General features: G+C 47.8%; 15 protein-coding genes and 1 pseudogene. 5 read left to right on the forward strand and 11 right to left on the reverse strand.

Going from position 1 to position 14,554, the window contains the following annotated elements:
• The first annotated feature begins 28 nt into the window (after positions 1-28).
• The 4 genes from ACIDITHRIX25_RS88265 (at position 29) to ACIDITHRIX25_RS88280 (ending at position 3,069) form a co-directional block, all read left to right on the forward strand.
• Positions 29-619: a hypothetical protein gene (locus tag ACIDITHRIX25_RS88265; protein WP_201732372.1), complete on the forward strand. Its 591-nt coding sequence runs from the start codon at positions 29-31 to the stop codon at positions 617-619.
• 480 nt (positions 620-1,099) lie between these two features.
• A complete protein-coding gene (locus tag ACIDITHRIX25_RS88270; protein WP_152626215.1) occupies positions 1,100-1,402 on the forward strand; it encodes a hypothetical protein in 303 nt (100 codons plus the stop codon).
• Positions 1,403-1,488: 86 nt separating this feature from the next.
• On the forward strand, positions 1,489-2,439 hold the full coding sequence (locus ACIDITHRIX25_RS88275; RefSeq protein WP_201732373.1) for a hypothetical protein: 951 nt from the start codon (positions 1,489-1,491) through the stop codon (positions 2,437-2,439).
• 156 nt (positions 2,440-2,595) lie between these two features.
• Positions 2,596-3,069, forward strand: coding sequence for a relaxase domain-containing protein (locus tag ACIDITHRIX25_RS88280; protein WP_201732941.1), 474 nt, complete (start codon positions 2,596-2,598; stop codon positions 3,067-3,069).
• Between the two features lie 335 nt (positions 3,070-3,404).
• Here ACIDITHRIX25_RS88280 and ACIDITHRIX25_RS88285 read toward each other — a convergent pair whose 3' ends face one another.
• From ACIDITHRIX25_RS88285 to ACIDITHRIX25_RS88335, 11 genes and pseudogenes are all read right to left on the reverse strand, one after another.
• Positions 3,405-3,710 carry a hypothetical protein gene (locus ACIDITHRIX25_RS88285; RefSeq protein WP_201732374.1) on the reverse strand — a complete coding sequence of 102 codons (306 nt, stop codon included), beginning with the start codon at positions 3,708-3,710 and terminating at the stop codon, positions 3,405-3,407.
• A 281-nt stretch (positions 3,711-3,991) separates the two neighbouring features.
• Positions 3,992-4,846, reverse strand: a complete 855-nt coding sequence (locus ACIDITHRIX25_RS88290) for a transposase (protein ID WP_201732375.1) — start codon at positions 4,844-4,846, stop codon at positions 3,992-3,994.
• A gap of 157 nt (positions 4,847-5,003) precedes the next feature.
• The gene (locus ACIDITHRIX25_RS88295; protein WP_201732376.1) at positions 5,004-5,597 is read right to left on the reverse strand and encodes a hypothetical protein; all 594 of its coding nucleotides are present in this window, start codon (positions 5,595-5,597) and stop codon (positions 5,004-5,006) included.
• Between the two features lie 455 nt (positions 5,598-6,052).
• Positions 6,053-6,370, reverse strand: coding sequence for a hypothetical protein (locus tag ACIDITHRIX25_RS88300; protein ID WP_213333390.1), 318 nt, complete (start codon positions 6,368-6,370; stop codon positions 6,053-6,055).
• Between the two features lie 525 nt (positions 6,371-6,895).
• The gene (locus tag ACIDITHRIX25_RS88305) at positions 6,896-7,387 is read right to left on the reverse strand and encodes a hypothetical protein (protein ID WP_213333392.1); all 492 of its coding nucleotides are present in this window, start codon (positions 7,385-7,387) and stop codon (positions 6,896-6,898) included.
• Between the two features lie 5 nt (positions 7,388-7,392).
• Positions 7,393-7,986: a hypothetical protein gene (locus ACIDITHRIX25_RS88310; RefSeq protein WP_201732376.1), complete on the reverse strand. Its 594-nt coding sequence runs from the start codon at positions 7,984-7,986 to the stop codon at positions 7,393-7,395.
• 583 nt (positions 7,987-8,569) lie between these two features.
• Positions 8,570-8,794 carry a hypothetical protein gene (locus tag ACIDITHRIX25_RS88315; RefSeq protein ID WP_201732379.1) on the reverse strand — a complete coding sequence of 75 codons (225 nt, stop codon included), beginning with the start codon at positions 8,792-8,794 and terminating at the stop codon, positions 8,570-8,572.
• A 613-nt stretch (positions 8,795-9,407) separates the two neighbouring features.
• Positions 9,408-10,361 (reverse strand): class I SAM-dependent methyltransferase, encoded by a 954-nt coding sequence (locus tag ACIDITHRIX25_RS88320; RefSeq protein ID WP_201732380.1) that lies wholly within the window; start codon positions 10,359-10,361, stop codon positions 9,408-9,410.
• Positions 10,362-11,461: 1,100 nt separating this feature from the next.
• Positions 11,462-11,659: pseudogene (locus ACIDITHRIX25_RS88325) on the reverse strand (transposase); the annotation flags it as partial.
• A gap of 58 nt (positions 11,660-11,717) precedes the next feature.
• Positions 11,718-12,362: a response regulator gene (locus ACIDITHRIX25_RS88330; RefSeq protein WP_052607128.1), complete on the reverse strand. Its 645-nt coding sequence runs from the start codon at positions 12,360-12,362 to the stop codon at positions 11,718-11,720.
• The gene (locus tag ACIDITHRIX25_RS88335; protein WP_201732381.1) at positions 12,359-13,024 is read right to left on the reverse strand and encodes a sensor histidine kinase; all 666 of its coding nucleotides are present in this window, start codon (positions 13,022-13,024) and stop codon (positions 12,359-12,361) included. The genes ACIDITHRIX25_RS88330 and ACIDITHRIX25_RS88335 overlap by 4 nt, the downstream gene beginning before the upstream one ends.
• 67 nt (positions 13,025-13,091) lie before the next feature.
• On the opposite strand from ACIDITHRIX25_RS88335, the gene ACIDITHRIX25_RS88340 reads away from it, so the two are divergent.
• Complete coding sequence (locus ACIDITHRIX25_RS88340; protein WP_201732382.1) at positions 13,092-13,409, forward strand: hypothetical protein; 318 nt, start codon at positions 13,092-13,094, stop codon at positions 13,407-13,409.
• Positions 13,410-14,554 lie beyond the last annotated feature (1,145 nt).

Genomic DNA, 14,554 nt, shown 5'->3' on the forward strand with positions numbered 1-14,554 from the left:
TAGGGCAGGAATTACAAGGAGGAACAGTGTGTACGCAGAGATTCAAGGGGCCCACAGCCTATTTAGAGGAGGGGTGCTCGGAGCAACCTTCACTTTCGTTGCTTCGGCAGTTCCCGTCTTATCGGCGTGTGTTGGAATTGCAACTCGCCCGTGGCGTCGTTTTGAATTGATTGTGGCCGCGGCGGTAGGAGCAGCGATCTCGCTGCTGGCTAATCTTGGCTTGCTTTCATCGATGCTGTTCTCCGCCTCTGCATCTAGGGAAATCGGCGGCGCCATGACAGTTGTTCTCATCTTCTTGGTCGCCGTTGTTGTGCCGTTTTTCGCAGTGCGACTTGCATTAGATCGAAACGGCTGGATTGTATACGCTAGTTTGGCAGGGCTCTTTCTGGACTTGCTGTTGAACGCATCGCTTCTCGGATGGTCAATTTCGAGTCTGTCGGTGCAAACTGTGGTTACCAGCATTGATATTATTGCGGCGGTCGTGCTCCCGGTGGTAGTCGTAATTCGTCGAAGCTTAAAGCTAGAACGGTTGGTTATCTCATTGACACTTAGTCTCCCGGTCGCAATATACATAATGATTGGGATCTCCTCAGCCTTTTGGGCTGGAGGACGTATTTGATCGAGCGTTTCAAGCCAATCCAAAATCAATATTTAACTTTATTATCGATTAGTTGATAAATTTGAAATACTTTTCCAGTGAATATCAGAATAGCTATCGCACTTGCCTGCTTTTAGATCTACCTATTCCAGAAAAAAGCAGCTGGTTTCAACAATTCATTATGCAAAGCCGTTTCAACTTGCTTTGCAAGCCAGAAAAACCACGGCCTAGGTATCTTTTGAGGGTAATCCGCCAGGAATTTAAACCCGAAAAACCCAAAATCATCTTTTAAGCAGATGCGACGCGCAAAATAAATAGTTAGCGTTACTACCAGTGTTCTATGACTACGGAGGTTGGCTTCGAATGTGGTGGTGGCCATGGGGATGCTTTATAGCAGAATCAATAAATCAAGGTCTTATCCACGATAGGCGAACTCGTTTAACGAGCCGTATCGACGAACGCTATCAGCATGATAACCATTAATAAGAGGGGATGTTCACAATGGGAATTAAAAGAATAACAGAAAGGATCGGAGTTGGATTGGGGGCATTGGCGTTATCGAGTGTGGCGGTCGGATTAACTGGGTCTGCAGCATGGGCGAGTGGCGCACCTCGCCCCCAAACCCCCAAACCCGCATTAATATGCAAGCCAGGAGGTACCTGCGGATCTGTAGCATACTGGGCAGGCGAGGAATGCGATAATCCCGGTGATTATGCGCTCGACCCTTATGGCACACCGCTTGAGTGTCATTACGTCGGGACTGACGCGTATGGCAGTCCGATCTTTATCTGGGTTGAGGCTTGAGGATATGTCTGGGAATAACTTGAAACTCAGCTTCGACTGGGACATGTACTATAGCCCTCAATTCAGTATGGTGCTCATAGGGAAAGGTGCATGCATTGCGATCGATCAAAGTTGAAACTTCGCCTCTTCCCTCCGCCGAGCTTGTCGAATACCTAAGTAGCCTTCTGGTTCGTGACTTTTCCGACACCGTACGTTGGCTTCCGAGACGATTAGGCGCTGGCGCATTGTTTGGGGGCGAGGTACTCATCTGTGCAGACTGGGCTTATCAGCTAAATCTCGGACCCTCGGTCAAAGAGGCGCTCTCCTACTTTCAGCTGGACGGTGCTCTCGGACTCCATGAGTTGGGACTGTCAGTAGTCGACGAACTTGGTTTTATTGGTGAGCGGAGTGGAGCATGGGAGTTGACCATAGGAGAGCCTAAAGCTTTGGTACAGTCCCATCGCGATGGGCAAGCGGTTATGAGTTCTGCTTGTCGTTCTGCTCTCTATCAAGCGACCCTGCTTGCAGCATACGAGGAGCTGGAGGTTGTGCCGTCGGCCCTCTTTTTCCTAACGTTAGCCTTGTCATCATCCATGGTCAATCGCCTAGGACAACGTGCCCTAGTGATTGATGAGGGCAGATTATTTTCGACGAATAGCACTTACGACGATTTTCAACGAAGATTTTGCCAAGTTCCCTTGGAAGAGTTTCTCGCTTCTGAGACCCCATTGTCGGCTCGGTATGCGACCGATGTGGAAGCAATTGTAAGCGCTTTGTTCGACGGATCCATACCGGAGTTTCAATTTCCGACTGGCTTTATCCCCTTGTCAAGGTTATTGGTTGAACAGGGTTTGGCTCCTGGGGGTTGGGAGCCTGGGAAATGGCGTCCAGTAGTTCTTAGTGATGATTCAGCGGAGATTTTACGTCTGTCGAATCTACTCAGTCGCCGTGGAATGCTCTATCAATCTCTTCCGAATAAAAGTCACGCGATGCCTCGATATCTGTATGTAAGGAGTGAGGACATGCGCCATATTTGGGCTAACTTTCGAGGGGAGTAAAACCTTTATCTCTTGTGGGTCCAGCTTCCACACATTTCACTATGAGTCGCTTGATTTGGCGTTGACGATGGCAGGTTCGAGTTGTGCTAACCACCTGTTCCAACCCAATCTGTTGCGAGCCACCTACTCCAACCCCCGAAAAACAAGACAGCACACATCTATCAAGGCGACGGGAGAGGTGCTGCCACCTATTTTTCAGATGGGCTAGGCATAGAGACGACAGGTGGCTATTACTCCGAAGGCGGATCGCAATTAATTGCCGAACACACTTGGCAAAACGGCAAAATCGTATCAAGCCTTGGTCTAGATGAAGCCGCCTTCAAAGCTTGGGTTGAGGGGATCGATCCAATAACAGGTGAGCACCGCGGAGGAAGAGGTGGAGGCCAAGAGCGACAAGGTGTGCGCTTTGTCGAATTCAACGTGAACAATCCCAAATCTCTATCTATTGTTGCATCTCAGAATCGCGAGATCGCCGATGCTCTTGATGAAGTCTTGGATCGCCAAGCCGATGCAATCTCTAGCTATCTCTCGCGTACTTCAGTAACTCGTATAGGCAAACGAGGAGCACAAGAACAAGTAGGAGGTCTGGTCTTATCGGTAGCCCGTGCACGACATATGACAAGTCGTTAGGGTGATCCTCATCGCCATCTACACCTCATGGTCAACTGTAGAGTACGCGCAATGGATGGTACTTGGCGTGGATTAACCTGAATCCACAGAATTGGACCAGCTTGAGCCCTTCGGTGTGACTCTGAGTCGGTTTTTTGGAACTGATTTAGGTTTGACGGAGGGTCTATGGTTTAAATCTGGTTTCAGAGTGCCAAATATAACCTATTCCCTTTGTGGTTGAGCCTGTTTGGTCATTTTTGAGATTCTGAAATCTCATTTTGGGTATAGTGACCTAATCCCTTGTCTTCTAGAGCAGTTCCTTCAAGTAATATTCAGTGTGTTAGGTAACCAGATGTTCAGGTGATGGCGATCTCAAACTTTCTGATCCGATCAAGAGCCTCTAAGAACTTATCCTTATAGTGCCAGTGTTCTTCAAGATGCAGTATTACTTTTCTAGCTGAACGAGTGATATGTCCTGCGATCTGAAAGTAACACCGTCGAAGCTTTGGTGTGGTGATAACAGTTTCTGTAATAGCACCTATTCGCGCCAGGTTGTGCAGTTGCACCGCGCCAGGTTGTGCAGTTGCACCGCGCCAGGTTGTGCAGTTGCACCGCGCCAGGTTGTGTGCAGTTGCACCGTGCCAGGTTGTGTGCAATTGCACCAATGGCTAACCAGACCAGAGCCAACCAAACGGCATTAGCGTTCTTGTATCGGGATGGAACATGATTCCACCTAGAACCTCCTTTGAGATCCTTGATGACTAGTTCGATCTGGGCATGTGCTCGGTGATCAGCCTCAAGGAAAAGCGTTTCGCCTTGTCGATCGGTAATAAATGCGTGATAGTCATAGTCACTAAATAGTGCCAGCTGAGACCCTGGAGTAGGCTTGACCCTTCCTACGATAAGACGAACGTCTTGTCTATCTCTTGCAAATGCGCAATATTTACTGTATTTGACGGTATTTCACTTCTGCTACATCAGCTCCACCTTCAAGCCAATAAGGAATTGAAGTCCAGGCATCCTCTTGTATATCGGAGATGATACCTTTTAGTCTCTTGGACATCCGTGTTGTAATAGAAAAGCGAGCATCACCCGCACTAGCTGCGTCTCTAACGGCTCTTGAGAAGAACCCAGAGTCAAAACGCATGGTTATTTCACCAGTTGCTCCAGCGGCTCTGGCATTGTTGATTACCTGGGTTACAAACTCCCCGGCACCACGGGCGGTATTGGCGTTGCCTTCACGAGTCACTATTCCAAGAATGTCACCTGTTTTACCAACTGCTGCTAGGTGTGGGTGATACCCCCTTAGGTTGGTATAACCAAATCCAGCTCCTTCTTTTTTGTTTCCATATGCCTGACATATTGTGGAATCAACATCAATGGTGAACGGCTCATCACCTGGACCTGCTCCAGCTAGCCAGGCTCGTTCTAGCAACAAAGCTGCAACTCGTTCAACATCTGCGATGTCACTGGTCTCAAAACTACGCAAGAAGACACCAAGAGTGGATGGTGCTGGCATTATCTGACCAAGGATAACTTGCGCATTTGGGCTTTCAAGGATTGCAGTGTCATCAATGCAATCACCACCGGCCAAGATAGATGCGACGATAGCCATAGCTTTTCTGCCAACATTTGCTCGTCCAGGACGATCCTCTAGGTCAATGTGTAAATCAAAGAGATCCCTAAGGCCAAGTCTCTCAGCAAGGGTGATAGGGAGTATTAACCCACTGTTGGAAACTGCGTTCGAATCGTCAAAGGTGACTATCAAACACTCTAAAGCACTAGTAGATGCTCGCATCTAAAAGGTGCTCCTTGAACTGATAGATTTGAAGTGTGTTCAAACATCATTCTACCAGTTCAGAGCACCTTTTCTATGCCAAAATCAAAGTTGAGCGGCTAAATTTTCGGTGGATCCAGGTTAAACAAAAGCTGCAAATTATTAGCTCCCATCAGACTCAGTAGACTCCTGCAAATTTATAGGTGGGCGAATCGTAACGCTGTACGTTATTTGCTTGGTTGCCGCCCCATGCGTTGCAATTTCCCTGTGCAGTGCACAAACGGAATTGGCTGACTACGTAATATTGCGAGTACTCTGACCCCGCCAAGATAGGTCCGTAGCCGCCTGCGGGTAGTGTGAGACTGAAGCCGCTTCCAAGCCCCTCCGTATATGACCAATTGATGTTAAACCCAATTAACGCCGAGATCTCCCCGACGGGGATATTGCCTATGCCTCCGCCAATGCTCGCGCTAGTCGTAATAATTTTGTTACATTGATAACTAGCTGGGAACGGTTCAGGTTGGACGTAATTACAGGTCCCCCAGTCGCCAGCGTGCATTCCCTGGTAAACATTTTCAATACTTCGATATTGGTAATAATAATTCTCATTCATAGGTATGGGTTTTTTGGAAATCACACTCTTCCCAGAGACTGTCGAGATATTCGCGCTTTGCGCAGATGCAGTGGTTGCACTAACGCCAATGGCTGCCGCACTAACAGCCAATGCCCCCAATCCAACTGCGATCCTTCCTGTTATTCTTCTAATATCCACCGTGAACATCCCCTCTTGCTTATTAGCTATCACGCTGATAGCGTTCGTCGATACGGCGCGTTAAACGAGTTCGCCTATCGTGGATAAGGCCTTGATTTATTGGTTCTGCTATAAATAATTCCATGGCCATTACTACATTCGAAGCCAACCTCCGTAGTCATAGAACACTGGTAGTAACGCTAACTATTTATTTTGCGCGTCGCATCTGCTTAAAAGATGATTTTGGGTTTTTCGGGTTTAAATTCCTGGCGGATTACCCTCAAAAGATACCTAGGCCGTGGTTTTTCTGGCTTGCAAAGCAAGTTGAAACAAACTGACATATTCTAGGGTTGGCGGATCTAAAAGCCCCTAGAGCAGCTATCTCAGGTTTCCATTCGAATGTAAACCCGTAGGATCCGACAGTGCGACCCGGCAACAGATCAAATCCGATTCACGTCAAACATCACTTAGTTGATTCACACACCTACACTTCTCCTTCGAAACGCTCTACTGGACCACAGTTCGACCAATAGAAGCGCAAATAACAAGGACGGAACCAAAATGCCGGAGGAAAGTGGATTACGGTGTATAAACATCTGACCGACGGTCAAAAGGCTTACCAGGACCATCGAATACTTAAGGAGTCGCCGAAACTCTGGATCCTCGCCGAGTCGCCTCAAGCCTACCGACAATACCGTCGGGAGGGCCACGAAAGTTACGGCCCCCAAAATCAGGAGCTTCACTAGGAGAGAAGTGGAACCTGAAGCTCCGAATCCCAATTGATCCCTATTCAAATATAAGTCGACCGCACCCAGTGCTCCAAATAAGGATCACTGGGAATGCGCGCAGTAGATTGTGTTTCATGCTATGGTAGCTCACCTTCACTAGACTTCACAGAAGTACGGACCGATACCGGTATTGCGCGACCGCTAATTGCGACGGATACAAGACTCTTGATAAGGTTCTAGTTGGCTGGACAGTGTCTTTGGATCGAGCGTGAAAATGTGGATTACCACTCCTTGGAGAGTTCGGGGGCGACACCAAGGCCATCAACCAAGACAACGGGCGTTTGAACAGGTGGCTCCTTTATCCGGATCGCGTGAACACTTGTGGGACGCTTGCGCCACGACAGTGGCGGAGGGGTGCCCCCACAAGTGTTCTTTGGCCCGGACTTCGACCCCAAGCTATCAGAAGGACGCCAGCACCCATCGCTGCACAAGTTGTGAGATCATAAGCCGGCGAACTAACATGTGTCCTCCGATGAGTTAAAAACTGAAGCGACTGACGCCCCAATGTCTTTAGTCGAAACTAGATCCAAGTCATCCAGGTTCTGCCACGCCGGTTGAACCCTGTGGGTCCACTACGGCTATGCTCCAACGTGTCCTCTTGGCTGCTTTGATCACAATCTTGGTTGGCCATGGCTGTTTGGCGGGAAGGGTTTCCATTGACCCTCCACCTCCATTGGGCCAATTACACGTTGGATCGTCAGCTTCTCCGCCAGGTAGCACTCTAACGAGCAGGGACCCCTTCCCCTTGCAGTTCGCAACAATAGCAAGTAGGCCGCCAGGGAGATTCTTAGGATTCTTAGGGCCAAGGTAAACCTGATTAAGGTTGATTATCTTTGGTCCGGTACCAGTTCCAACATAAAACACCACCTTGTCAGCAACAGCAGGGATCAATTTTACGCTTGACACGTCCGATGTATTTCCACAGCTCGCCAGCAAGCCAGCTGCCATAACACAAATCGCAAGATTCGTTAATTTTTTCGAAAGACGATGCTTAAACAAAAGCTGCAAATTATTAGCTCCCATCAGACTCAGTAGACTCCTGCAAATTTATAGGTGGGCGAATCGTAACGCTGTACGTTATTTGCTTGGTTGCCGCCCCATGCGTTGCAATTTCCCTGTGCAGTGCACAAACGGAATTGGCTGACTACGTAATATTGCGAGTACTCTGACCCCGCCAAGATAGGTCCGTAGCCGCCTGCGGGTAGTGTGAGACTGAAGCCGCTTCCAAGCCCCTCCGTATATGACCAATTGATGTTAAACCCAATTAACGCCGAGATCTCCCCGACGGGGATATTGCCTATGCCTCCGCCAATGCTCGCGCTAGTCGTAATAATTTTGTTACATTGATAACTAGCTGGGAACGGTTCAGGTTGGACGTAATTACAGGTCCCCCAGTCGCCAGCGTGCATTCCCTGGTAAACATTTTCAATACTTCGATATTGGTAATAATAATTCTCATTCATAGGTATGGGTTTTTTGGAAATCACACTCTTCCCAGAGACTGTCGAGATATTCGCGCTTTGCGCAGATGCAGTGGTTGCACTAACGCCAATGGCTGCCGCACTAACAGCCAATGCCCCCAATCCAACTGCGATCCTTCCTGTTATTCTTCTAATATCCACCGTGAACATCCCCTCTTGCTTATTAGCTATCACGCTGATAGCGTTCGTCGATACGGCGCGTTAAACGAGTTCGCCTATCGTGGATAAGGCCTTGATTTATTGGTTCTGCTATAAATAATTCCATGGCCATTACTACATTCGAAGCCAACCTCCGTAGTCATAGAACACTGGTAGTAACGCTAACTATTTATTTTGCGCGTCGCATCTGCTTAAAAGATGATTTTGGGTTTTTCGGGTTTAAATTCCTGGCGGATTACCCTCAAAAGATACCTAGGCCGTGGTTTTTCTGGCTTGCAAAGCAAGTTGAAACAAACTGACATATTCTAGGGTTGGCGGATCTAAAAGCCCCTAGAGCAGCTATCTCAGGTTTCCATTCGAATGTAAACCCGTAGGATCCGACAGTGCGACCCGGCAACAGATCAAATCCGATTCACGTCAAACATCACTTAGTTGATTCACATACATAAACTGATTGGATGTCTAGCGGTCTATCTTCCTGTAAATCGCTTTCTCTATAGAAAGCATGCGCTTACAGTAGACCATACAAAAGCGGCCATCTAATCGTAAACATTCGGCCAACCCGTTAGAGAGTGACCTCCCGGGCCAATCTGATATTCTGTTGCGCTTTCAGAAAGACGAGCTTTGCGAGAGTCGTCACCTTCTCGGTGAGCGCGCCAATCTGGCCTTCGAGTTCACTAACCCGTGCTTGAAGCTCGGCGTTCTCAGCCTGAAGACGGGCATTATCGCCAGCGAGGCGTTCTGCCTCCGCCTTCCAGTACGCTGACTCGGTTGTATGCAAACTGTCCATGACTACCAGTTAACACTATCTAGCGCTTCGTGTTCAGCCCCTGTTTTCGTCAGGGGTGGTATGGGTTCACCGAACGTTTACATCTAAACAGCTTGTAATATCGAAATATTGGTTTTCATACAGATAATTTGAGATGGCCTTCTCCACAATCTCGGTTTATGTGACGCATCTCCGCTTTTCTCGGCGCTCATCGACACAACGTTGCTCGAGGTCGCCAATAAGGGCCTCCGGCAATTCAAAGATTTTCTTGGTTCGTGTCAGGTCAGCGAAGGTGCCGTTGCAGGTCCAATATTTGGCATCCTTTTCACTTGAGCTGTTTCATATCCTCCGTCTAGAAAATCCTCCACAGACTCCGTATCGATTCAATTGACGATTTAGTGGATCAGTTATTTGCTACCTGAAAGCTCGCTGTGATTGTTTATCACATCCGAGCTATAGGAGATGGTCTAAGGCGGTTTATCAAAATCGACTGTCTCGAACTGGATTGCACTGGAGCGGAGCGATCAGCAAAAGCTCTGAAATTCGAGACGTTACAACAGACCACTCTCCTAGTCGCCCGAATCTGTTGGCTAGGAGAGTTCATCAAAACCACATTAAATTGATTTAACTTGGCTCAGCCCTGGGTTGCAATGATGATGTCCGCCATTGGCGATATAGTTCTACTTCTTGCTCTTTGTGGTGTCCACCTCGTTTTTCGGAGTGCTTCGAAGAAATAATCTCTGGTGAAGCCAAGCTCGAGCCATCCGTATTTTCGAGTACTCCAAAGCGATAGACCATCAAGACGAAGACCCCAAGGATACGATAGAGCACCTATCGGCTCACTGGCGAAAGCGACGCGGCCTCCCGGGCGAATGACATTGTGCAAACGACGCAGCATATCCAGATGGTCCGAACAGTGATGAAAGGACTCAAAGAAGATAGCGATATCATAGTCATTTCCGGGATCGCACGTCAGCATATCTCCTTGAAGAACTCGAATTGGTGACCCAGCGCGACAGGAAGCTTCTATCAACTTGACAAAGGACGGGTCTATCTCAACTACGGTCACGTCGCAACCGAGCAGAGCGAGCTGTTGCGAAAGGTTCCCCCAGCCTGCACCGAATTCCACTACGCGGTCACCAGGCTTTATTCCGAGTGTCTTGATTATGAAGCCATAGGCAATTAGTTGATCTCCTATCAATCCTGATGACCCTGTTGAGTAGGGGAAGGGGCGCCTGAGCGCAATACCTAGATCAAAGTCCGAATGTTCATTTTCGACACCGTATCTCTCCTTACCAGATACCTGTTCGTAAAGCTTCCACTGAGCATTTTTGTAGGCATTGGAGAATGGATCATCTGGCATTGGCGGCGCAGCAAGTTGGATTCCGTCAAGAAAAAGCCTAGCCTCGTCTTCGGAGCGCTCGAAGAGAGTGGCTGCACGGTCGAAGACCCAGTCGAGGTCCGCAACAGAGTTTATTGTAGTCAACTCGCGCTTAGGTGTAAGGCGGTCATAGAGTTCGTCTGGAAGAAAAAGCAGACCTTTCTCGTAGACGGAGCGTAATCGACGAAGTGAGCTGGTCAAATGCATTCCCCAATCCTAGCAGAGTCAAGAAATGGCCAGCCACAAAACTACAGTGGCTGGATCAACTTTAGACAATGAGAAGCAAGGATGTTTAAGTCCGCTTTAGAGTTAGTCTCCATGCCTTGATCGGTCGGAAGCTCGCCGGAATCTTTTGGAGTTCTGGACGATCTTGTTCTAAAAGTGCTTCCAGGCGGTTTTTTTTCCGAGGTCTTCTTTGTCGTGATCGAGGAATATGGGTAAATCGATTTTTGATTATAACTTCCTACCCAGCTTCTCTATTAGTCTTGATTAGTCTTGAAGGAGGCATTGATCCACCCGTTAGAAGATGCCTTTGAATCCTGGAAAGCAATTCGCAGTCGCTCCAAAGTAGAACCGGGTGCTTGTTTCAAAAAGATTTTCGTCAAATGGGAGATAGCAGCACCCTCGAAACTCTCCTGGTCGTTTGCGGACACTTTTTATTGGCAAGTCACGCTCGATCGCCTGAATTTTCTGTCCAGCCGGGTTTAGGAGGAAGGAGTCGTGAGAGCCGAAGTGCAATCTCTTGAATCTCCTCGCCAGAAAGGATTTCACCTTCGGCAATCCTTCTCGCAAGTGTGTTTGGTTCACAAACAAAGACATCTCCGATGAAAAATGGTTTGGCGGACCAACCCCACTTGGCGTCCGTAAAACAAAGAGCGCTCAAAAATTGATACGCCCCGGGTTTAATGGAGACTCCATTATCGCAGAACCAATCGGTTCTCTTGGGTACGCATTAGCGTAGCAGAGACGGATGTCAATACCCCTAAAAGCACGATATTTGATGGAATTTGAGCTGTCTGGCCAACTAGTTGTTTAGATTAAATCTTTAAAATATGGCTGGTTCTTTACTATTTAGGACATCTCTCACTACCACCAACTTTGTAACAAACAAATCCACAATCACAACAGAAGCATTTGTGGTGATTGTTGACTTAAAATGCTGGGTACATCAAAATACTTACGGGAACTTTGATGGAGCTCTGGATTTAACGATGGAAGGTTAGTTATCGAGATCGACGTGGGCGACTGGTTCGTCACAATGAGGACAAAGACGACCCGTTCCAATACGGGTGCGCTCTATCTCGTTGAGTAGTTGTTCCTTTAGTCTCACCGACATCTATCGAAGCCTGACGTACCCAAGTACGTAGCGTCTCGGGCGTCATTTACAGCTTCTGAGCAACAGATTGAATAGCTGCCCACTGTGGGGGATACTCACCTCGATGGTCCGTGACCATTCGTATTGCTCGATCACGAACTTCGGGTGAATACTTCTTTACTCTTGCCATAATGATGACTCCTTAACTGAAAGACTAGGGGTCTCTAAGATTTCCGGGGCGTATCAGTTTATTGTCTCAGTTCCCAGCCTTTGGCAACTAGGGCCGCCCTTGACTTGACCATCAGCTTCTCTCTGAGATGGGCGACGTGTGAACGGACAGTGTTTTCCGAGATATATAGCTGACTGGCTATATCCGCGTTAGTCAGCCCGTTGACTATTAGTGCCAATACATCAAGTTCTCTCGATGAGCACTTGGAGCTTAGCACCTCGGCATTCGTTTTTGGTGCCTCTTTTGTGGCAAGCCCTGTGATCAGACTTCGCAACATCTTAGGCGAAATAAGAGCATCTCCTCGGTGCGCCGTGATGATCGCGTTAAAGAGATCCTGGGGTGGGTCCGACTTGAGGATAAACCCTTGGGCCCCAGCGTTAAGGGCAGCAAGTACCATTTGGTTGAGAGCAAATGTAGTCAAGATCACAATTTCCGGAGGTCCAACAAAACGGTCCTTGATCTGTTTTGTCGTCTCCACTCCAGAGAGTCCGGGCATTGAGATGTCAATAAGGACTACGTCAGGAGTTGCGGCTTCAATGCATGAGATGGCTTCATAGCCATTTTGTGCACTACCTACAACTTCCATATCATCCCGTGAGGAAATGAGGATCGAAATCGAGTCAATAACCACACGTTCGTCATCAACAATTAGGACACGAATCATTGAGCTGCCGAGTTGATCCAAGGAATAAAGGCAGTGAAGCTTCCTTTATTCGAATCTGAAACTAAAGAGAAGCCAGCATACCCACCTAGAGATTGGGCTCTTTTTTGACAATTGATGAGTCCGGCCCCTTGGTGGTTTCTCTGGTTGTGAGTATCCATAGGACCATCATCAAGAAGTTCCAGATGAATCCCTTTCGAACTTTTTGATAAAGTAAAAACCCCTTTATTTGATACTGAATGGTTTGAAAGGTTAGTGATTGCCTCTTTTGCTAAATGTATGATTGCATTGCAGATAGTATCTTCGGTGATTATGGTCTGGTCTGGGCATGCAAAACTGATTTCCAGTCCTGCAGAATTTGCCGAAATAACGATTTCTTTGACCAAGGGTACAACATCTTCGAAAGGTTTCGCCATAAGTTGGAGTTGGGATGTACTTTGGTCTTTTGATAAATCTAAGACAAGGTCACTTAAAGATCCCATAGCTGAGCGTGCTCGATGTGCTAATGACTCAAGAACATGGTCAACCGACGAAGGGTCTTTAGCGGTGGTGATCCGAGCCACTTCGATACTCAGCGCCAGCAAGGAAAGATCGTGTCCAAGCAGATCATGTATCTCTGCAGCTATATGTAGGTTGGCAGTGGCCAAACGCTCGGCCTTCTCCACCTTAACTATCTCAGCAGAAAGTCGATTATTTCTCAAAGTTACTTTTATCAGGTATCCGATCCCAATTGTGGCTCCAACCACAAGGCAAGAGAGAAGTGCTTCAGCTGCCTTTCTTTGCGGCCCAGTGAAAGCAGTTAGTGCGGATGCAACCAGTATCAACAACGATACCGGCAGCCAAACTCTCTGGGGAGCCCTACAGATAAATAAGGCTAACAATGCAAGTGCTGCAAGAGATAGTGGAGTAGGAATATTGCCAACACGGCTAAAAGTAAGAAAGGCGATCCAACAGGTTAACGTGGATGCTAACGGAAATATCTCGAATAGGGCGATTGCCAAAGCTGCAATCACAACTAGGCATGCGCTCAGCAAATCAGGGCTTTTATAACCTAGACGAGCGTCAAGTGGCTGCCACCAAAACCAAGGTTGTCCAGCGGCAACAAGCAGTAGTCCTCCAAGTGCCTCCAGACGGTTGATTCCTCTAAAAGCTCTAGAAATTTGTGGAACCATAAACTTCAGTTTATCTCATTATGATTTGGCAAGCAGAAGAAGTGGCGCCCGTTCATTTGCCGAGAAGCATTCATCAGGAATAATAAGGTCCGACGAATCTTAAAATCATCTTTTGAGCAGATATCAACTTCATAGTAACTATTTAGTCTTATTACCAAGGTTGACTAATTGAAAAGTGGGATCCGATTTGGCGACTATGAGGATGACAGATATTCAACTACAGCCCAAGCGCAGTCAAATGGCTGAGCCCGCTCTCTTTGGCCGGAACTTCAGTTCATGCATCGTAGCGGAGCATTGATAATAAGGGTTTCAACAGTTGGCACAGATATGAGCTATATGTAATGTATTTGCGTGAGTGGGCACTGTCCCAAGGTATTCATCTTCAAACGGCATTAAAGTGATATCGTGCCGGTACTTTACCTGTTCCTGCGGGTAAAGTTGGACAGCTTGTATTGGTTGGAGACTTAGAATCTCAACCATCTGCGTCTAAGTCTGTCGTTATATTAGCACGGGTGTCTTCAGTGAACCAGAAGCCAGACTTAGACCGCCAGGTTGCTAGAGTCCTCGCAAGGGGTGCGGCAGCCGATACAACGCCGCAGCGGCGACTATTGGGTCGCCGAAGGTCTTCCCTGTAATACAGTGTAAAGCTACGTCGTCAAGAACATTGAGCTGCTCAGGTTTCGCTGCTGGATGAGCCGAAAGAGTGATGAAACAGTGCCGCTAACTCATTCTGCATCGTCAGGTAACTGACCTCGTCGATGGTGAGGAGGCGTGGATCGACAAAGAATCGCATGTTCACCGCCCATCTCACCTAGATTGCTGCGCGATGAAACTGGCGACTCCACTCCTCCCATGGCTAAGCCATACAAACGCTGATTGTAGAAGTTCAAGGTACTGAGATACTAGATAATCCAATACCTAACATTGGACCCAACAAATCCCACGCTTTCAGTCTCACTGAGTCGCACTCTGCTTTATCTCACGGAGCTAGTTCATACCTTGACGTGCCTAGGCGTAAACTGT

It is taken from the genome of Acidithrix sp. C25 (assembly GCF_904848545.2).